The 19,489-nt window shown below is 70.0% G+C and carries 16 protein-coding genes; 14 read left to right on the forward strand and 2 right to left on the reverse strand.

The window, feature by feature from the left end; genetic code table 11:
• The first annotated feature begins 7 nt into the window (after positions 1-7).
• The 6 genes from ppk1 to LRM40_RS07790 all read left to right on the forward strand — a co-directional run bounded on the left by ppk1 (position 8) and on the right by LRM40_RS07790 (position 8,301).
• Positions 8-2,122, forward strand: coding sequence for a polyphosphate kinase 1 (gene ppk1 / locus LRM40_RS07765; protein WP_151122255.1), 2,115 nt, complete (start codon positions 8-10; stop codon positions 2,120-2,122).
• Between the two features lie 2 nt (positions 2,123-2,124).
• A complete protein-coding gene (locus tag LRM40_RS07770) occupies positions 2,125-2,613 on the forward strand; it encodes a SixA phosphatase family protein (RefSeq protein WP_151122254.1) in 489 nt (162 codons plus the stop codon).
• A gap of 75 nt (positions 2,614-2,688) precedes the next feature.
• On the forward strand, positions 2,689-3,783 hold the full coding sequence (gene pstS / locus LRM40_RS07775) for a phosphate ABC transporter substrate-binding protein PstS (RefSeq protein WP_151122253.1): 1,095 nt from the start codon (positions 2,689-2,691) through the stop codon (positions 3,781-3,783).
• Positions 3,784-3,839: 56 nt separating this feature from the next.
• Positions 3,840-5,621, forward strand: coding sequence for a phosphatase PAP2 family protein (locus LRM40_RS07780; protein WP_170288769.1), 1,782 nt, complete (start codon positions 3,840-3,842; stop codon positions 5,619-5,621).
• A complete protein-coding gene (locus LRM40_RS07785; protein ID WP_151122251.1) occupies positions 5,618-6,643 on the forward strand; it encodes a glycosyltransferase family 2 protein in 1,026 nt (341 codons plus the stop codon). Before LRM40_RS07780 ends, LRM40_RS07785 begins: the two co-directional genes overlap by 4 nt.
• 14 nt (positions 6,644-6,657) lie before the next feature.
• Positions 6,658-8,301, forward strand: coding sequence for an ArnT family glycosyltransferase (locus LRM40_RS07790; protein ID WP_170288768.1), 1,644 nt, complete (start codon positions 6,658-6,660; stop codon positions 8,299-8,301).
• Positions 8,302-8,347: 46 nt separating this feature from the next.
• Here LRM40_RS07790 and LRM40_RS07795 read toward each other — a convergent pair whose 3' ends face one another.
• Positions 8,348-8,992, reverse strand: a complete 645-nt coding sequence (locus LRM40_RS07795) for an acyloxyacyl hydrolase (protein ID WP_170288767.1) — start codon at positions 8,990-8,992, stop codon at positions 8,348-8,350.
• Positions 8,993-9,249: 257 nt separating this feature from the next.
• On the opposite strand from LRM40_RS07795, the gene LRM40_RS07800 reads away from it, so the two are divergent.
• From LRM40_RS07800 to LRM40_RS07815, 4 genes are all read left to right on the forward strand, one after another.
• Positions 9,250-10,233 carry a CE1 family esterase gene (locus tag LRM40_RS07800; RefSeq protein ID WP_151122248.1) on the forward strand — a complete coding sequence of 328 codons (984 nt, stop codon included), beginning with the start codon at positions 9,250-9,252 and terminating at the stop codon, positions 10,231-10,233.
• 99 nt (positions 10,234-10,332) lie between these two features.
• Positions 10,333-11,040: a riboflavin synthase subunit alpha gene (locus LRM40_RS07805; RefSeq protein ID WP_151122247.1), complete on the forward strand. Its 708-nt coding sequence runs from the start codon at positions 10,333-10,335 to the stop codon at positions 11,038-11,040.
• A gap of 278 nt (positions 11,041-11,318) precedes the next feature.
• Positions 11,319-12,839 carry an aldehyde dehydrogenase gene (gene adh, locus LRM40_RS07810; protein ID WP_151122246.1) on the forward strand — a complete coding sequence of 507 codons (1,521 nt, stop codon included), beginning with the start codon at positions 11,319-11,321 and terminating at the stop codon, positions 12,837-12,839.
• Between the two features lie 69 nt (positions 12,840-12,908).
• On the forward strand, positions 12,909-13,301 hold the full coding sequence (locus LRM40_RS07815; protein ID WP_151122245.1) for a DUF779 domain-containing protein: 393 nt from the start codon (positions 12,909-12,911) through the stop codon (positions 13,299-13,301).
• A gap of 9 nt (positions 13,302-13,310) precedes the next feature.
• On the opposite strand, the gene LRM40_RS07820 is transcribed toward LRM40_RS07815, so the two are convergent.
• The gene (locus tag LRM40_RS07820) at positions 13,311-14,837 is read right to left on the reverse strand and encodes a methyl-accepting chemotaxis protein (RefSeq protein WP_151122244.1); all 1,527 of its coding nucleotides are present in this window, start codon (positions 14,835-14,837) and stop codon (positions 13,311-13,313) included.
• Positions 14,838-15,105: 268 nt separating this feature from the next.
• Between LRM40_RS07820 and LRM40_RS07825 the strand changes: the two genes are divergently transcribed.
• From LRM40_RS07825 to LRM40_RS07840, 4 genes are all read left to right on the forward strand, one after another.
• A complete protein-coding gene (locus LRM40_RS07825; RefSeq protein WP_151122243.1) occupies positions 15,106-15,981 on the forward strand; it encodes a DNA ligase in 876 nt (291 codons plus the stop codon).
• Between the two features lie 35 nt (positions 15,982-16,016).
• Positions 16,017-17,462 carry an exodeoxyribonuclease I gene (gene sbcB, locus LRM40_RS07830; RefSeq protein ID WP_151122242.1) on the forward strand — a complete coding sequence of 482 codons (1,446 nt, stop codon included), beginning with the start codon at positions 16,017-16,019 and terminating at the stop codon, positions 17,460-17,462.
• A 94-nt stretch (positions 17,463-17,556) separates the two neighbouring features.
• The gene (locus LRM40_RS07835) at positions 17,557-18,678 is read left to right on the forward strand and encodes a beta-ketoacyl-ACP synthase III (RefSeq protein WP_151122241.1); all 1,122 of its coding nucleotides are present in this window, start codon (positions 17,557-17,559) and stop codon (positions 18,676-18,678) included.
• 118 nt (positions 18,679-18,796) lie between these two features.
• Positions 18,797-19,489, forward strand: a complete 693-nt coding sequence (locus tag LRM40_RS07840) for a hypothetical protein (RefSeq protein WP_151122240.1) — start codon at positions 18,797-18,799, stop codon at positions 19,487-19,489.

The following is a 19,489-nucleotide window of genomic DNA, read 5'->3' on the forward strand; positions in this document are numbered from 1 at the left end:
TGGGCGCATGACCGAAGTCTCCGAGCCCCAGACGGCCGCTGTCGCGATGCCGCCGCTGCTCAACCGCGAACTGGCCATCCTCGCCTTCAACCGCCGGGTGCTGGCCCAGGCCCAGCGTCCGGACGTGCCGCTGCTGGAGCGACTGCGCTACATCACCATCGTCTCGTCGAACCTGGACGAGTTCTTCGAGGTGCGCTTTGCCGACGTGCTGGATGCCGCGCGTGCGGCCGGCAGTGAGGCGGCCTGGCGGGATGTGTCGGCCACCGCGGCGCGCGCGCATGCCCTGGCCGACGAGCAGTACCGCATCTTCAACACCGAGGTGATGCCGGCCCTGCGCCGCCACGGCATCGAGATCATCAACCACGCCGAGCGCACGCCGGCCCAGAAGGCCTGGGTGGCGCGCTTCTTCGAGCGCGAGGTGCGGCCGCTGCTGATCCCGGTCGGGCTGGATCCGGCCCATCCCTTCCCGCAGGTCGCCAACAAGACGCTGAACTTCATCGCCCGCCTGGGCGGGCGCGACGCCTTCGGCCGCGAAAGCACCATCGCCATCGTCAAGGTGCCGCGCGTGCTGCGCCGGGTCATCCGCATGCCCGACGAGGTCTGCGCGCCGGGGCAGCAGGGCTTCGTGCTGCTGTCCAGTGTCATCCGCGCCCACCTGCAGGAGCTCTTTCCCGGCCGCACGGTGGAATCCTTCTCGCAGTTCCGCGTCACCCGCGATTCGGACCTGGACGTGGATGAGGAGGACGTGACCAACCTGCGCCAGGCCCTGCGTCGCGGCCTGACCACCCGCCAGTTCGGCAAGGCCATCCGCATGGAGGTGGTGGCCACCTGCCCGCCGGAGCTGTCCAAGCTCCTGCTCGACGAGTTCGACCTGCCCGAGGCCGCGCTGCACCGGGTGGATGGCCCGGTCAACCTGGTGCGCCTGACCCAGTTGATCGACCAAGTGGTCCCGGTGCCGGGGGTGGCGCTGACCTTCCCGCCCTTCGAGCCGGGCTGGCCGGAGCGGCGGCTGCCGCGGGGCAAGGACTTCTTCGCCCTGCTGCGCGAGCGCGACGTGATGCTGCACCACCCGTTCGAGAGCTTCGACCCGGTGGTGGAGTTCCTGCGCCAGGCGGTCAACGACCCGGACGTGCTGGCCATCCGCCAGACCATCTACCGCACCGGCGCCAAGTCCGAGCTGATGGACCTGCTGATCGAGGGCGCGCGCCGCGGCAAGGAGGTGATGGCCGTGGTGGAGCTCAAGGCCCGCTTCGACGAAGAGGCCAACATCAACTGGGCCGAGCGCCTGGAGGCGGTGGGGGCGCAGGTGGTCTACGGCATCGTCGGCCTGAAGACCCACGCCAAGCTGCTGCTGGTGACGCGGCGCGAGAGCGGCGGCAAGGCCGGCCCGCGCCTGCGCCGCTATGTGCACCTGTCCACCGGCAACTACAACCCGCGCACCGCGCGGCTGTACACCGACGTGGGCTTCCTGACGGCCGACCCCGGCATCACGGCCGATGCCGATGCGGTGTTCCAGCAGATCGCCAGCCTCACGCGGGTGAAGCCGCCGCGCCACCTGCTGACCGCACCCTTCGTGCTGCACCGTCGCCTGGTGCGGCAGATGGCCGAGGTGGCCGACGCCGCGCGTGCGGGCAAGCCCGCCCGCATCGTCGCCAAGTTCAATGCCCTGACCGACCCGGGCCTGATCCAGGCCCTGATCGCCGCCGGGCAGGCGGGTGTCAAGATCGACCTGATCGTGCGCGGCGCCTGCATGTTGCCGCCGGGTCTGCCGGGGCTGACCGAGAACATCCGGGTGCGCTCCATCGTGGGCCGCTTCCTGGAGCACACCCGCGTCATCTATTTCCGCTGGGGTGAGGGCGAGGACGACGAGGTGCTCTACCTGTCCAGTGCCGACTGGATGAGCCGCAACATGTTCCGCCGCATCGAGCTGGCCTGGCCGGTCCACGACCCCAAGCTGCGGCAGCGCATCATCGACGAGTGCCTGGTGCCCTACCTGCACGACGCCCAGGACGCCTGGGAGCAACTGCCGGACGGCCAGTACCGGCGCGTGGGCGAGTCGGGGCCCAGCGCACAGCAGGCGCTGATGCGCCGCCACGCGACACGGATCGGAGGAGGAGGATGAGCATGGACCTGATCCTCTGGCGCCACGCCGAGGCCGAGGAACTGGCCGATGGCCTGGACGACCCGGCCCGCGGCCTCACCCCCAAGGGCGAGCGCCACGCACGGCGGGTGGCCGACTGGCTCAACCGCTTCCTGCCGGCCACCACCAAGGTGCTGGTCAGCCCGGCCCTGCGCACCCAGCAGACGGCCGAGGCCCTGGGCCGGCGCTTCAAGGTGGTGGAGGCCCTGGGCCCGGAAGGCACGGTGGAAGGCCTGCTGGCCGCGGCGCGCTGGCCCGATGCCCGCGAGCCCGTGCTGGTGGTGGGCCACCAGCCCACGCTGGGTCTGACGGCGGCCTATCTGATGACCGGGCCGCGGTTCAACCCCGCGCAGGACGGCAGCCTGACGCCCTGGACCATCAAGAAGGGCGGGGTCTGGTGGCTGCGTCACCGGCCGCGCCAGGACCGCGGCGAGGTGGTGCTGGTGGCGGTGAGAACCCCCGAGCAGATCTGACGCCTCGCCGTCCTGTATCCTTCAAGACCGGCCGCACCGAGAGGGAGCGGCCGGTTCTTTTTCAGCAGTACCGACATGACGATGAATTTCAAGCCGCCGCGCACCGATCGCCGGCGCGCACTGGGGCTGGTCCTGGGCAGTGGACTGGCGACAGGGCTGGGCCTGATCGGCCCGGGGCCCGCCTGGGGCGCCTCGGCCCGCGTGCAGGGGGCGGGTGCCACCTTCCCCTCCAAGGTCTATGCCCGCTGGGCGGCGGACTATGCCAGGCAGACCGGCGTGGATGTGCGCTACCAGCCCACCGGTTCGGGCAACGGCATCGAACAGGCCACGCGGCGCAGCGTGGATTTCGCCGGCAGCGATGTGCCGCTGGGGCCGGACGCCCTGGGCCAGAAGCGCCTGGTCCAGATCCCCACCTGCGTGGGCGGCGTGGTGCCGGTGGTCAACGGCTTCGAGCCGGACCGGCTGCGGCTGACCGGCGAGGTGCTGGCCGCGATCTTCGCGGGCGACATCCAGCGCTGGGACGATGCCCGCATCGCCACGCTCAATCCCGGCCTGAGCCTGCCCGCCCGGCGCATCGTGCGGGTGGTGCGGGGCGACAAGTCCGGCAGCACCGAGGGACTGACCCGCTACCTGGCGGGGCAGTCGCCGGCCTTCGCCAAGCAGGTGGGAGAGGGCGTCATGCCCGCCTGGCCGGGCGAGCCGCTGCGGGCCGAAGGCAACGACGGCATGTCCGCCCTGGTGCGGGCCACGCCGGGCGCCATCGGCTACGTGAGTTATGACCGTGTGGTGGCCGACGGCCTGGCCGGGGTGCGCCTGCGCAACCGCGAAGGCCGCTGGGTGGCCGCGTCGGAGGCGGGCTTCCGGGCCGCCATCCTGCACAGCCCCCTGTACCGCGATGGCAGCGACACCGCCAGCCTGATGGACATGCGCGGGCCCGACAGCTGGCCGCTGACCATGACCACCTTCGTGCTGCTGGACGCCGCACCGGCGACGGCCGCCGCCGTGGAGCCGGCCATGCGCTTCCTGTACTGGTGCTTCCTGCATGGGGATGCGCTGACCCAGGGCACCGGCTTCGCGCCACTGCCCACGGCGGTGCAGGCCCGGCTCACGGCCCGCTTCGCGCAGGTCAAGCCGCGGGATGGCCAGTTCCCGCATTACCTCAGCTTCTGATCCTGCCTGCCGCACCCGTGGCCCCGCTTCGGGGCTCTGGCATCATGCCGCCCACCATGTCCGAACCCACTGTTGCGCGGCCTGCTCCGCACCTGCCCGCGGACGACGGCGTACCGCGCTGGCAGGGCCTGGCCTGGGTGCTGGCCCTGCTGCTGCTGGGGGCGGGCAGCTGGCTGCACCTGCAGCCGGCCTTGAACCAGTCCCTGTTCCTGAACCTCAACCACCTGGCAGGGGGCGTACATCCCGCCGCCGCGGGCCTGTGGGGCGGCCTGAGCGTCGCGGGCCTGGGCGTGTCGGCGGTGCTGGTGGTGCTGGCCCTGGACCGCACGCGGCGCCTGGCCTTGAATGCCCTGCTGTGGGGCGTGCCCCTGGGGCTGCTGTTCAGCCGTCTGCCCAAGGCCCTGATCGACAGCCCCCGGCCGGCCCGTTCGCTGGGCGTCCAGGCCATCGAGGTGATCGGCACGCCGCTGCTCAACCACGCCTCCATGCCCTCCGGCCATGCGCTCACCGCTGGCGCGGTGGCCACCGTGCTGGCGGCGGCGCTGGGCCTGCGGGGCTGGCGTGTGCTGCTGCCCTTTGTCCTCGCGGTGGCGGTGGCGCTCTCGCGCATCGCGGTCGGCGCGCACTGGCCGGCCGATGTGCTGGCCGGCGCCGGCCTGGGCCTGGGGGTGGGGCTGCTGTCCCTGCGGCTGGCGGCCCGCTGGCCGGCGGCCTGGCTGGGAACGGCCAACGGCCAGCGCGGTCTGGCCGTGCTGGAATGGGGCCTGGCGGTGGCCGTGGCGGTGCTGCCGACCGGCTTGCCGGTGGCCGCCCCGTTGCAATGGACGCTGGCCTTCCTCGGGGTGTGCAGCGGCCTTTCGCGCTGGCGCCATGCCGGGGCCCCGGCCGGCACCGACCAGGCCGTGGCCCGGCTGGTGCTGCCTTCGCTGGCGGCAGGCCTGCTGCTGGCCATGCTGCTGCGCGAAGGCATGGGGGCGCAGCTGCTGACGGCGTTGGCGCAGGTGCCGCTGTGGGCCTGGCCGCTGGCGGTGGCCGGCCTGTGGGGCAGCTATGGGCTGCGGGCCGAACGCCTGCGACGGGAATGGGGCACCTGGGGGCGCACCCACCGGCCCGAGGCCCGCATGCCCAGCCTGTCCGACAGCGTGGACCTGTTCCTGACCCACAACGCCGCCCTGCTGCTGCTGCCCATGCGGGCCGGTGAGGCGGGCTATCCGTGGCTGCTCCATCGCCGCTTCGGCATTCCGGTGGCTGAATCGGTGCGCAGCCTGGTCTGGCTGCGCCTGCAGGACGCGCTGGTGCTCGCATTGCTGGGCCTGCTGGGCCTGGCGCCGGGACCGGCCTGGCTGCGGCTGGCCGGCGTGGCGGCGCTGGTGCTGCTGCTGTGGGGCCTGCTGCCCCGCCTGTCGCGCCAGCTGGGACAATGGTGGCCACGCTGGCAGGCCCTGCAGGGCACGCTGGTAGCCCACCGGGGTGACCTGACCGGCTGGGGTCTCTGTGTGGGCAACTGGCTGCTCAAGCTGGCGGTCCTGGGCGGCGTGCTGGCCCTGCTGGCCGGCCTGCCGGTCTGGCAGGGCTGGAGCGGGGCGGTGGCGGGTGAACTCGCCGCGGCCCTGCCCATCCAGGCCCCGGCCGGCCTGGGCAGCTACGAGGCCGCCATCTGGGCTGCGGGACAATGGGTGGGGGCCACGGTGCCGCCGGCCGTGCTGGCCGGTGCCGCGCTGGCGGTGCACACCCTGAGTCTCGTGACCGCCTTGCTGACCCCTTTGATCTACCGTGCCCTCTTGTGGGTGCAATCCCGCCGCTCATCGGCCGCGGGGCCTTCTTCTGCTCGACCATGAACGCAACCGAACACACCGCTTCCGTCGCCCCCGTGCAGGCCCCGCCGCACCGTCTGTCGGTGGTGGTGCCCATGTACAACGAGATCGACAACGTCAAGCCGATGGTCGATGCGGTGCAGGACGCCCTGAAGGACTACCCGCACCCCTGGGAACTGGTGGTGGTGGACGATGGCAGCCGCGACGGCACCGGCCTGGCCCTGCAGCGCCACGCCAAGACGGTGGGGCCGCACATCCGCGTGGTGCGCCTGCTGCGCAACTTCCGCCAGACGGCCGCCATGCAGGCCGGCATCGACGCGGCCCGCGGTGATGTGATCGTGACCCTGGACGGCGACCTGCAGAACGACCCGCGCGACATCCCGCGCCTGGTGGCCCGTCTGCTCAACGACGATCTGGACCTGGTGGCCGGCTGGCGCAAGAACCGCCAGGACGGTTTCGCGATGCGCCGCCTGCCGTCGATGATCGCCAACCGGCTGATCCGCAAGACCACGGGCATGCAGTTCAAGGACCTGGGCTGCAGCCTCAAGGCCTTCCGGGCCTCGGTGCTCAAGGAAGTGCGCCTGTATGGCGAGATGCACCGCTTCATCCCCGCCTGGCTGTCCACCGTCACCTCGCCGGACCGCATGGCCGAGGAACCGGTGAACCACATGGCGCGCCAGTTCGGCGAATCCAAGTACGGCATCTCGCGCACCTTCCGGGTCATCATCGACCTGCTGTCGGTCTACTTCTTCATGAACTTCGGCTCGCGGCCCGGCCACTTCTTCGGTGCGGTGGGCCTGGGCGTGGGCGGACTGGGCACGGCCATCCTGGGCTATCTGGCGGTGCTCAAGCTGCTGGGTGAGTCCATCGGCGGGCGGCCGCTGCTGTCGCTGGGCTTCTTCTGCGTGATGGGCGGGCTGCAGTTCCTGGTCACCGGGGTGCTGGCCGAACTGCTGATCCGCATCTACTACGACGGCAGCCATGCCCGCCAGTACCACGCGCTGCACGCGCCCGTCCTGGCCGACAGCGAGGGCTGGCACGCATGAGGCTGGGCTCGCCGATGTCCGGCGCTCGCCTGACGCGCCTGGAGTGGCTGGCGCTGGCCGGCCTGCTGCTGGCGCTGGCGCTGTGGGCGCTGGGCGCCACGCCGCTGTTCGACGTGGACGAGGGCGCCTTCAGCGAGGCCACCCGCGAGATGATCGTGCACCACGACTGGATGCACACCACGCTCAACGGCGAGCCGCGTTTCGACAAGCCCATCGGCGTGTACTGGCTGCAGGCGATCAGCGTCAGCCTGTTCGGCGTGCGCGAGTTCGCCTTCCGCCTGCCTTCGGCCCTGTCGGCCTGGGGCTGGTCGCTGGCCCTGGTGGCCTTTGCCCTGCCGCGCCTGGGCCGGCAGGTGGCGGTGGCGGCCGGGGTGATCCTGGCCACGTGCCTGGGCGTGCTGGCCATCGGCCGAGCCGCCACGGCGGATGCGCTGCTGAACCTGCTGCTGACCTTGACGGCGCTGGATGCCTGGCGCTGGCTGGAAGCGCAGAACCGCGGTGAGGCGGGCAGGGCGCCCTTGCGCCGCGCCTACGCCTGGATGGGCATGGGCCTGCTGGTCAAGGGCCCGGTGGCGGTGGTGGTGCCCGGTGCCGCCCTGGTGCTGTGGCTGGCGCTGTCGCTGCCCTGGCGCGAGGCCCTGCGCCGGCTGGGCCGCGCGGCGGGCGACGGCTGGGGCTGGGCCCTGCTGCTGGGCATTGCCGTGCCCTGGTATGCCTACGAACTGCACCGCGATGGCCAGGCTTTCATCGACGGCTTCCTGATCCGCCACAACCTGGCGCGCTACAGCAGCCCGCTGGAGAAGCATGGCGGCAGCATCGGCTACTACTTCGTGGTGCTGCCCCTCTTGCTGCTGCCCTGGACGCCGCTGCTGGCCAGCGTGGTGGTGGGCGTGCGCCGCCACTGGGCCGATCCGATGCAGCGCTTCCTGCTGGTGTGGGGCGGCTTCGTGCTGGTGTTCTTCTCGCTGTCAGGCACCAAGCTGCCGCATTACGTGCTGTATGGCGCCAGCCCCTTCGTGCTGCTGATGGCCATGGCGCTGGTGCAGGCCGGCACGGCCATGCGGGCGGCGCTCACGGTGTGCCTGCTGCTGTTGCTGGCCCTGCTGTGTGGCAGTGCCGCCACGCTGCACCTGTGGGCACCCGGCGTGGTGAAACCGCCGCTCTACCGAGCCCTGCTGCTGGGGCAGCAGGCCTCGCCCTGGCTGGTGTGGGTCAGTGGCATGGCGGCGCTGGCCGTGCTGTTCCTGATGACCCAGCTCAGCCGACCGGGCCTCACCCTGCTGTGGCGCAGCGGCTCGGCGGCCGTGCTGCTGTCGCTGGTCAGCCTGGGGGTGGCCTTGCCCTGGTGGGGTGATCTCTTGCAGGGACCGATCAAGCGGGCGGCCGAGGTGGCCCGGCAGCGGCCGGAACCTGCGGTGCAATGGGGCCTGCACCAGCCCAGTTTCGCGGTGTACCGTGAAGAGGAGGCGCCGCGCCGGGCGCCCCGGGATGGTGAGCTGGCCCTGGTTCGGCTTGACCAGCTGCCGGCCCTGATGGCCCAGGTGGGCGGGCGCTACAGCACGCTGTACGCCGAGCGCGGTTACGCCCTCATTCTGTGGCGGGCGTCTTCCGCCCCCGCCGAGCCTTCGGTGGCCCAGGCGCCGATGACGGCGCCCTGAGCCGGCGCACCTTCCCTGGACTGGAGTCAGCCAGGGAAGGCCCGGATCACAACGTCCATGCGAAGACCAGGCCGGTGAAGTTGACGCCGTTGTTGGGCTTCTTGATGTCGGCGTTGCTGATGTGGCGCCACTGCAGGCCCACGCGCCACTGGCCGCCGCCATCCACCAGGTTCAGGCCCAGGTGGTCGGAGAACTGGAAGTTGCTGCCCTTCTGGCGGTCACCGATGTTGACCTCGCTGAGCCAGGCCGGGCCGATGCCGAACTCCACTTCCCACTTGTGGGAGGCGAAGGCCGGATGCTGCCAGTGCACCAGGGGCACCACGGCCACATCCCAGGCGGAAGAGGCGCCGGCCACGTCGCCGCGGGTGGTCCAACGGCCCACCGAGAAGTTGGTCTGATTGCTCAAGGACCAGCTGCCGGCATCCAGCATGTGGCAGTCGCCGTAGGCGGCGCCGACCGAGGCCAGGTTCAGCTCGTGGTCGTGGGCCACGTTGCCGCGCAGCTGCCACTGGGCGCCGCGGCAATCGGTGAAGGGAGCGCCTTCCCAGAGGCCATAGGCCCAGGAGGCAAGGGTGCCGCCCACGGCCAGCGCGCGCAGCGCGTTCTGGTCCTTGGCTTCGGCATGGGCGTTGCCCAGGCTGCCGATCAGGGCGAGCGCGGCCAGGGCGGTACGGGTGACGGGGTGTTTCATGGCCTGCATTCTGCCAGCCATCCCCTGTTTGCCGGGCTGGCGTCCGTCCTGCGGGTGGTAGCGTCCGACATCGGGCGCGCCTGTCGTCTCAAAGACCCCATGGCGCGTTGAGCTTCCGATCGGGTGCCCGCGGCCTGTCGTCCTGCGCGCTTGTGGGCGCTGTCCGACACAGGCTTCCGCAGCCAGCCGACAGGTTGCTGGCGGGAAGCATTCTTACCATTCGCACACCTCGCAACTTTTCCTCAGGGAGTGAATCCATGAACCAGCGCCTGATGCGCCTGTTGATCGGCAGTGCCCTTGTCGCCTCGCTGGCCGCCTGTGGTGGCGGCGGCAGCAGCAACAGCGTGGCCGCAGGCGACAGCCTCGTCTCGACCACGGTGGGCAGCTATCCCCACGCGGTGAACATCTATGTCCCGGCCGGCGGTGCCACCCGGGCGATCGTGGCCCTGCATGGCGGCGGTGGCAACAACACGGCCATCGCCTACCAGCTGGGCCTGAACAGTTCCAACAGCGAGACGACCACCAACACCATCAACTGGGACTGGTTGCACGCCAACAAGGTCATCATGGTGTTTCCGCAGGGGCAGCACATTGACGGTGCGAGCGGGGCCACCACCTGGTCCAACTACGCCATGACCTCCGGGCAAGATGACGTGGCCTTCCTGCAGGCCCTGGCCGCCAAGCTCAAGAGCGACTACGGCGTGACCCAGATCGACCTGATGGGTCACTCGATGGGCGGGGCGATGACCAACCGCATGCGCTGCGAGTCGCCGGCCACCTTCGACGGCTACATCGCACTGGCCGGCCCCGCCTCCGAACACTTCGATCCGGCTGGCGCCACGCCCTGCGTGCCCAGCGTGAACAAGCCCTACATGAGCATCAGCGGCGACGACGACCAGGTCATGCAGACCTACAACAACCGCTGGCCCAACTACAACTGGATCATCAACCCCCTGGTCGAGTGGGCGGGCAATGCGGCTTTCCTGGACGGCACGATGATGGGCGAGTGGCCTGAGCAGCAGGTGCGTGTCACGCAGACCTGTGGTGAGTCGGTGGCGCCGCTGGGCTCGCCCAACGCCACCTCGGGCAATGTCCAGACCTGGACCAACTGCGGCGGTGCGATGGTGATCAAGAAGATTACCGGTGCCGACCACGGCGTGGCCACCATGGCGGCCCAGATGGATGCCAACAACCCGACGGTGGTGATGGACACGGTGATGAGCTTCCTGAACGCGCAGTGAGCGCGCCGGGACGCTGACGGCGGACAAGACCCGTCATGCCTGCCAGGCCGGCCGGGCTGCTAAGCTCGGCCGGCTTTTTCTGTTTCCGAGGTTTCCAACATGTTCACCGGCATCGTCCAGGGCGTGGCTGAAGTCGCGTCGATCACCGACCGTCCCGGTCTGCGCAGTTTCCGCCTGCGCTTTCCGCCCGGTTTCGCCCAGGATCTGGCCATCGGGGCCAGCGTGGCCTGCGACGGCGTCTGCCTCACCGTCACCACCTTGCACGGCCCCGACGAGGCCGACTTCGACGTGATGCAGCAGAGTCTGGGGCTGACCACCCTGGGTTCGCTGGCCGAGGGCGACCGCATCAACGTGGAGCGGGCGGCCAAGGATGGCGCCGAGATCGGCGGGCACCCCTTGTCCGGGCATGTGGATTTCACCGCCACGCTGGCCTCGGTGCGTCAGCCCGAGAACAACCATGTGATGCGCATCGAGGTGCCCGCGCGCTGGATGCGGTACGTCTTTGCCAAGGGCTACATCGCCATCAACGGGGCCAGCCTGACCGTGGCCGAGGCCGACCGGCAGGCCGGCTGGTTCGAGGTCTGGCTGATTCCCGAGACCCTGCGCATGACCACCTTCGGCCAGAAGCAGCCGGGTGACCGCCTCAACATCGAGATCGAGCGGTCGACCCAGGTCTTCGTGGACACCGTGCGCGATGCGCTGGAAGAGCGCCTGGGGCCGCTGATGCCGGCGCTGGAGGCGCTGATGCGCCAGCAGGGCCTGAGCACCGACGAGCTGACCCGGCCCCTGCCGGCGCCCGAGCGCTGAGAGTGTGCGTTCCTGGCGCAGAGGGTTGTCCCGAGGGCGCCTGACCCGGTCAGGTGTTCCACCTCGGCACGGCTCACCAGGGATGTTCCGTTTCGCCACAGGGTGTTCCCGGGGGTGAATGCGGCCCGGGTCCTGGGCGGCGAGGATTTCCCCTCGGAAAAGCCGGCCAACCGGGCCTGGAGCCAAGCTGGCACAGGGTGTGCAGTAGAGAGCCTGTGGTGAGCAGCCGGACCGACCGGCGCCGCCTGTTCCACAAGCACCTACTCTGGAGACACCTCATGCTGTATGCACTGCCCGGTACCGCTGGCGCCCCGGTCCAACACAAGGCCCGCTACGACAACTTCATCGGCGGCAAGTTCGTGGCCCCGGTGAAGGGCCAGTACTTTGACGTCGTCACCCCCATCAACGGCAAGGTCTACACCCAGGTGGCCCGCTCCGACGAGGCGGACATCAACCTGGCCCTGGATGCCGCCCACGCCGCCGCCGCCAAGTGGGCCGCCACCCCGCCGGCCGAGCGCGCCAACATCCTGCTGAAGATCGCCGACCGCATCGACCAGAACCTGGAGAAGCTGGCCTACGCCGAGACGGTGGACAACGGCAAGCCGATGCGCGAGACGCTGAACGCGGACATCCCGCTGTCGGCCGACCACTTCCGCTACTTCGCTGGCTGCCTGCGCGCCCAGGAAGGCTCGCTCAGCGAGATCGACGAGAACACCATTGCCTACCACTTCCACGAGCCCCTGGGCGTGGTCGGCCAGATCATCCCCTGGAACTTCCCGCTGCTGATGGCCGCCTGGAAGCTGGCCCCCGCCCTGGGTGCCGGCAACTGCGTGGTGCTCAAGCCGGCCGAATCCACCCCGGTCAGCATCCTGGTGCTGGTCGAGCTGATCGCCGACCTGCTGCCCCCGGGCGTGCTGAACATCGTCAACGGCTATGGCCGCGAAGCCGGCATGCCGCTGGCCACCAGCAAGCGCATCGCCAAGATCGCCTTCACCGGCTCCACCGCCACCGGCCGTGTGATCGCCCAGGCCGCCGCCACCAACCTGATTCCCGCCACGCTGGAACTGGGCGGCAAGAGCCCCAACATCTTCTTCGACGACGTGATGGCCCAGGACGACGCCTTCCTGGACAAGGCCATCGAAGGTCTGGTGCTGTTCGCGTTCAACCAGGGCGAGGTCTGCACCTGCCCGTCGCGCGCCCTGATCCAGGAATCCATCTACGACAAGTTCATGGAGCGCGCCCTCAAGCGCGTGGCCGCCATCAAGCAGGGCAGCCCGCTGGACACCGACACCATGATGGGCGCCCAGGCCTCCACCATGCAGATGGACAAGATCATCTCCTACCTGGAGCTGGGCAAGCAGGAAGGCGCGCAAGTGCTGATCGGCGGCGCCAAGGCCGAGCTGGGCGGTGATCTGGCTGGCGGCTACTACATCCAGCCGACCCTGTTCAAGGGCCACAACAAGATGCGCATCTTCCAGGAGGAGATCTTCGGCCCGGTGCTGGCCGTGACCACCTTCAAGGACGAGGCCGAGGCCATGCAGATCGCCAACGACACCCCGTACGGCCTGGGCGCCGGCGTGTGGACCCGTGACGGCAGCCGTGCCTACCGCTTCGGCCGCGGCATCCAGGCCGGCCGCGTGTGGACCAACTGCTACCACGCCTACCCGGCCCACGCGGCCTTCGGTGGCTACAAGGAATCGGGCATCGGCCGCGAGACCCACAAGCAGATGCTGGACCACTACCAGCAGACCAAGAACCTGCTGGTCAGCTACAACCCGAACAAGCTGGGCTTCTTCTGATCCTTCGCGAGTTCAGGACGGGACGGCTTCGGCCGCCCTTTTTTGTTGGTGCAAGCAAGGAGAGACCGGATGGAAACGCTGGAGACACCGGTGGAGCGCGTGGTCGCCTCGCCCGAGGCGCTGGCGCTGCTGGAGCGCCTGAAGGCCCGGCATGGCGAGGTGATGTTCTACCAGTCGCACGGCTGCTGTGATGGCAGCACGCCCATGTGCCTGCGGGTGGGGGAGATGACGCTGGGACAGGCCGATGTCCGCCTGGGCACGGTGGGGGGCGTGCCGTTCTGGGTCGGACGCACCCAGTTCGAGTACCTCGAGGGAGGCCAGGTGCTGCTGCATGCCAAGTCCGGCGCGCTGGGCACCTTCTCGCTGGAAGATGCCGAGGACATGCACTTCGTGGCCACCCAGCGCCTGTGGACCGATGCGGAATGGGCCTGGCTGCAGGCGCACCCGCTGGAGGGCGCGTGAGCGGGGGGCTCAGGCCAGCTTGAAGGTGTCGACCAGGTTCACCAGCTGGTGAGCCTGGCCACGCAGGCTTTCGGCCGCGGCGCTGGTCTGTTCCACCAGCGCGGCATTCTGCTGGGTGCCCTGGTCGATGCGGCTGACCGCCTCACCCAATTGCCCCACGCCGGCACTCTGTTCCTGGCTGGCCCGGCTGATCTCGTGGATGATGTCCGACACCTTGGCGATGGACTGCACGACCTCGTCCATGGTCTGTCCCGCCTGATGCACCTGGACCGAACCCTGTTCGACGCGTTCCACGCTGGCCTGGATCAGCTGCTTGATCTCCCGGGCCGCCTCGGCCGAGCGTCCGGCCAGGCTGCGCACTTCGCTGGCCACCACCGCGAAGCCGCGCCCCTGTTCCCCGGCGCGGGCAGCTTCCACCGCGGCGTTCAGGGCCAGGATGTTGGTCTGGAAGGCGATGCCGTCGATCACGCCGATGATGTCCACGATGCGGTGGGAGGCGGCCTGGATGCCTTTCATGGTGTCCACCACGCCGGCCACGACCGTGCCGCCCTGCAGGGCCACGGCGCTGGCACGGGAGGCCAGTGAACTGGCTTCCTGGGCGCTTTGGGCGTTGTGGCGCACTGCGCCGTCCAGTTCCTCCATCGAGGAGGCCGTTTCCTGCAGGGAGGAGGCCTGCTGCTCGGTGCGGGTGGCCAGGTCGCTGTTGCCCAGGGCGATCTGCGCACTGGCGCTGGCCACCTGCTCGGCATTGCCGCGCACGTCCTGCACCAGACGGCGCAGCTGGGTCTGCATGGTGGCCAGTGCACCCAGCAGGCGGCCCGTCTCGTCGTGGCCACGCACCTGCACCGTGTGGCTCAGGTCGCCGCGCGCCACTGCGTCGGCAGCCGCCACGGCGGTCTGCAGCGGGCCCACCACGTCGCGGCTGATCCGCATCCCGATGCCCACGCCCAGGACGGCGGCCAGCAGCATCATGCCCAGGCTCCATGCGACCGCGCGCCGCCCCTCGGCATAGGCCTGCTGTGAGGCGTCGGCGCTGCGCTGGGCGATGGCGGCCTTGAGATCCCGCAGCAGCTTGGCGGCTTCCCGGTCGATGCCCCGCACGGCCATGTCGCCCACCGAGGATTCCAGCCCGGCGGACTTGAACTTCTCCAGGCCGTCGCGGTAGCCGGCGGCCATCTTGTCGTGCTGGACCATGAAGGCGGCGGCGAGTTGGGCCAGCTCGGGGTCCTTCAGGTCGGCCTGCAGGCCCTTGGCCAGGGTGTCGACTTCCTTCTCTTCCTTCAGGAAGGCATTCCAGTGCTTGTCCAGCAGCTGGCTGTCCGACCCCCGCAGCAGCGTGTCCTTCCACTCCTGCACCTGGGTCTTGAAGTGGCTCTCCATTGCCGCGGTGCGCCGCTCCTGATCCACCTCGGCCTGCACGTCCGTGTGGAACACGCTGATGGCCCGATGGGCGGTCCACAGGCCGGCAAAGCCGGCCAGCAGGGTCAGCAGCAGGGTGAGTGCAAAGGCCAGAGGCAGCTTTCGACTCAGATTCACGGTGAACTCCTCGGTCTGAAGTGGGGCGCCGAGTGAACACATCGTCGGCGTACGAGTGGCCAGATGCTGCCAGGGTTGGTGTGGTCGGCATGGCCGGAAAAGCGGTGAGATGGCGGGTTGATTCGGCGCTTGCGGGGGCTTGCCGGCCGCTGCGAAGGCACGCCCCGGTTTCTCCTACGGACAGGGGAGGGCCGGTCCCTCCTTGGCGGGATGTGGGGGGCTCGGCGTCGCCCTAGGCTGGGAGCCTTGTCAGATCAGGAGGCCCCGGATGGACCTGCCCCATCACCCTGCGCTGGGTGCATCGCTGTTGCCCTTGGCCGCATGGACGGCGCTGACCGCGCTCGCCCCGCCTGCCGCAGGGGCCGAGTCGGCGCCGGACCTGCTGCTGGCGCGGGACTGGACCGCCGGCCGCTCACCGCAGGGCTTTCTCGTTAGCGAGAAGTTCGACGGCGTGCGGGCGCTGTGGGATGGGCGGCGGCTGCGTTTCCGGGGCGGCGGCGTGGTCGCTGCGCCGGACTGGTTTCTGGCCCGTCTGCCGCGCCAGGCGCTGGATGGCGAGCTGTGGCTGGGGCATGGCCGCTTCGACGAGGTGTCGGCTCTGCTGCGGCGCGGTGATCCGCAGGACCCGGGCTGGCGTGCGCTGCAGTACCGCGTGTTCGAGCTGCCTGGCGCCCCCGGCGGGTTTGCGCAGCGGGCGGCGCAGATCGAGGCCCTGGTGGCCGCCGCCGCGTGGCCGCAGCTGGTGGCGGTGGCCCAGCGGCCGATGGCGGACGCCACCGCCCTGCAGCAGTGGTTGGACGAGGTGGTGGCGGCCGGGGGCGAGGGCCTGGTGCTGCACCGCGCCGACGCGGTGTTCCAGACGGGCCGGACCGAGGCGCTGTTCAAGTTCAAGCCTGTGCAGGACGCGGAGGCTGTGGTGATCGGCCACGCGCCCGGGCACGGCAAGTACGCGGGCCAGGTGGGGGCGCTGCGGGTGCGCAACGACGCCGGACAGGTCTTCCTGCTGGGCAGCGGCCTGAAAGACAGCCAGCGGCGCGAGCCGCTTCCCGTGGGCACCCGGGTGACCTACAGCTGGCGCGGCCTGACCGCGACGGGGTTGCCCCGTTTCGCCACGCTGCTGCGCGTGCGCGAGCCGGGCTTCTGAGTGGCCCGGCGCGGGCCCTGGGGTATCGTGCGCACATGAGCGACTTCAGCTTCTTCTGGCACGACTACGAAACCTTCGGCCGGGTGCCCCGGCGGGACAGGCCCTCCCAGTTCGCCGGCGTGCGCACCGATGCCGACCTGAACGAGGTGGGCGAGCCGGTGATGGTCTATTGCCAGCCTGCGCCCGACACCTTGCCCGATCCGGAGTCCTGCCTGCTCACCGGCATCCTGCCCCAGCAGTGCCTGGCCCAGGGGCTGCCCGAGCACCGCTTCGCCGCCACCATCGAGGCCGAACTGGCCCGCCCGGGCACGGTGGGGGTGGGCTACAACTCCATCCGCTTCGACGACGAGGTGACGCGCCACCTGTTCTGGCGCAACCTGCTGGACCCGTACGCCCGCGAATACAAGAACGACTGCGGACGCTGGGACCTGCTGGACACGGTGCGCTGCATGTACGCGCTGCGGCCCGAAGGCATCGAGTGGCCGCGCCACGAGGATGGCCGGCCTTCCTTCAAGCTGGAGCACCTGAGCGCGGCCAACGGCCTGCTGCACGAGGCCGCGCACGATGCGCTGTCCGACGTGCGGGCCACCATCGCCCTGGCCCGCAAGATCCGCCAGGCCCAGCCACGGCTGTGGGAGTTCTGCCTGAAGCTGCGCAAGAAGGATGCCGTCTGGGCCGAGATCGGCGTGGGACGGCCCTTCCTGCACATCTCCGGCATGTACGGGCCGGAGCGTGGCTGCCTGGGCGTGGTCTGGCCGCTGGCCCCGCACCCCACCAACCGCAACGAGCTGATCGTCTGGGACCTGGCCGAGGATCCCTCCGAGCTGTTCACCCTCAACGCCGAGCAGATCCGCCAGCGTCTCTACACCCGCACGGAGGACCTGCCCGAGGGCGTGACGCGCTTGCCGATCAAGACCATCCACGTCAACAAGTCGCCGGTGGTCATCGGCAACCTGAAGACCCTGCCGCCGGCCATGGCCGAACGCTGGGGGGTGGACCTGGTGCGTGCGCTGGAACATGCCGAGCTCTGCGCGCACCGCGGCGCCAGCATGGCCGGCATCTGGCCCGATGTGTTCACCCGCCCGGGCGGAGAGCAGCCGGTGGATGTGGACGAGGATCTGTACGGCGGCTTCCTGGGCCCGCAGGACCGCACCCGCCTGGACCGCCTGCGCAAGACCTCGCCGGACGATCCGGCCTGGCAGACGGCCAGCTTCGACGACCCGCGGCTGGAGGAGCTGGTGTTCCGCTACCGAGCCCGCAATTTCCCGGATCGCCTGGGTTCCACCGAGCGGGACCGCTGGGAGCAGTTGCGGGTGGCCCGTCTGCACGAGGGGGTGGGCGGCGGCCTCACGGTGGCCCGCTTCCTGGAACGGGTGGACGAGCTGGCCGAGGCGGCCGCCGAGCGGGACGACGAGCGCGCGCAGCTGCTGCTGGAGGCGCTGGTGGACTACGCGGAGCAGATCGCGCCGGCCCACGGCTGAGCGCGCGGCCTGATCGGGAGTTGCCCGAGGGCAAGGGCGCGGTGGCGGTGGCCCGGCTACACTGCCGGCCTTTCGTGCCCCTCCCAGATTGCCCATGCCCCGTGCCGTCATCACCGGAACCGGTCTCTACGTTCCGCCCCATGTGATCACCAACGCCGAACTGGTGGTGTCCTTCAACGCCTACGTCGAGCGCTTCAACACCGAGCATGCGGCGGCCATCGAGGCCGGCACGGTCGCAGCCCTGGCCCCGTCCAGCGAGGCCTTCATCGAGAAGGCCTCCGGCATCCAGCGCCGCTACGTGATGGAGAAGAGCGGCGTACTGGACCCGGCCCGCATGCGCCCCAAGCTGACGGAGCGGCCCGACGACCAGCTCTCGCTGATGGCCGAGATTGCCGTGGATGCCGCCCGCCAGGCTCTGGCGGCCGCGGGCCGGCAGGCGGCCGATGTGGACGCGGTGATCTGCGCGGCATCCAACATGCAGCGCGCCTACCCGGCCATGGCCATCGAGATCCAGCAGGCCCTGGGCGCGGGCGGCTACGGCTTCGACATGAACGTGGCCTGTTCCTCGGCCACCTTCGCGATCGAGCAGGCCGTCAACGCGGTGCGCAGCGGCGCCTCGCGCTGCGTGTTGGTGGTCAACCCCGAGATCACCTCGGGCCACCTGGAGTGGAAGGACCGCGACTGCCATTTCATCTTCGGCGACGTCTGCACCGCGGTGCTTGTCGAGGCCGACGAGACGGCGGTGGCGGCCGAGCGCTGGGAGGTGCTGGGCACCCGGCTGGCCACCCAGTTCTCGAACAACATCCGCAACAACGCCGGCTTCCTCAATCGCAGCGAGGACAGCGACCCCGAGGCCCGCGACAAGACCTTCCGTCAGGAGGGCCGCAAGGTCTTCAAGGAGGTGGTGCCCATCGCCTCGGCCCACATCGAAGCCCATCTGCAGGCCCAGGGCCTGACACCGGCCCAGGTGCGTCGCTACTGGCTGCACCAGGCCAACCTGGGCATGAACCAGCTGATCATCAAGAAGCTGGTCGGCCAGGAGGTGGGCCCCGACCTGGCTCCGCTGATCCTGGACGAGTTCGCCAACACCGCCTCGGCCGGCTCCATCATCGCCTTCCATCGCCATCGCGACGGGGTTCAGTCCGGTGATCTGGGCGTGATCTGTTCCTTCGGGGCGGGTTATTCGGTGGGCAGCGTCATCGTGCGCAAGCAGTGATTCCCGCGCCGCCGCGCCGACAGGCTGCGGCGGGGCTGGTGGCATCATCGCCACCTGGGCGGCGCCGACCCGGCGCCAGGCGGCCGGTCATCGCCGGCCTTGTTCTCGAGGTACATCCATGCAACGTTCCCCCTCCTTCGCACTGCTGCCGGGCCTGCTGCTGGCCCTGTGTGCCGGCTCGGCTCTGGCGGCCGACAACGGCAAGATCAACACCCTGGGCAATGCCAGCGCCAAGGCGCCTGTCATGAGCCGCGACGAGCTGCGGGTCTGCCTGAAGCAGCAGGACGCGCTCAAGGCCCGGGCCGAGGACGCCAAGGCCAAGCGGGCCCAGCTGGACGTCGAGCGCAAGCAGCTGGAGGCGGACAAGGAGGCCATCGCGGCCGAACACGCGGCCCTGGCGGCCCGCATCGAGAAGACCGCCAGCGACTTCAACGCCAAGGTGGCCGAGCAGTCCAAGACGGTGGAGGAGTTCAACGCCAAGATGGAGGCGATGAACAAGGCCGCGGCCAAGGGTGACAATGTCGAGCGTCAGCGCCAGAAGCTCGAGCGCGAGGGCAAGGCGATCCAGCAGGCCTCGGACGATCTGAACGCCCAGAACAAGGTGCTCAACGACCAGATCGCAGCCGACAAGGTGGCTTTCGACGCCAAGAACACGGCCTTCCAGACCCGTGCCGACGACTGGAACACCCGCAACCATGCGATGGACACCACCGCAGCGGAATACGACATGGATCTGGAGTCCTGGAAGAAGCAGTGCGGCGGCCGCAACTACCGCGAGATCGACGAGAAGGTGATCCGCTCGGGCGGCTGA

The organism is Ideonella dechloratans (assembly GCF_021049305.1).
Taxonomy (GTDB): domain Bacteria; phylum Pseudomonadota; class Gammaproteobacteria; order Burkholderiales; family Burkholderiaceae_C; genus Ideonella; species Ideonella dechloratans.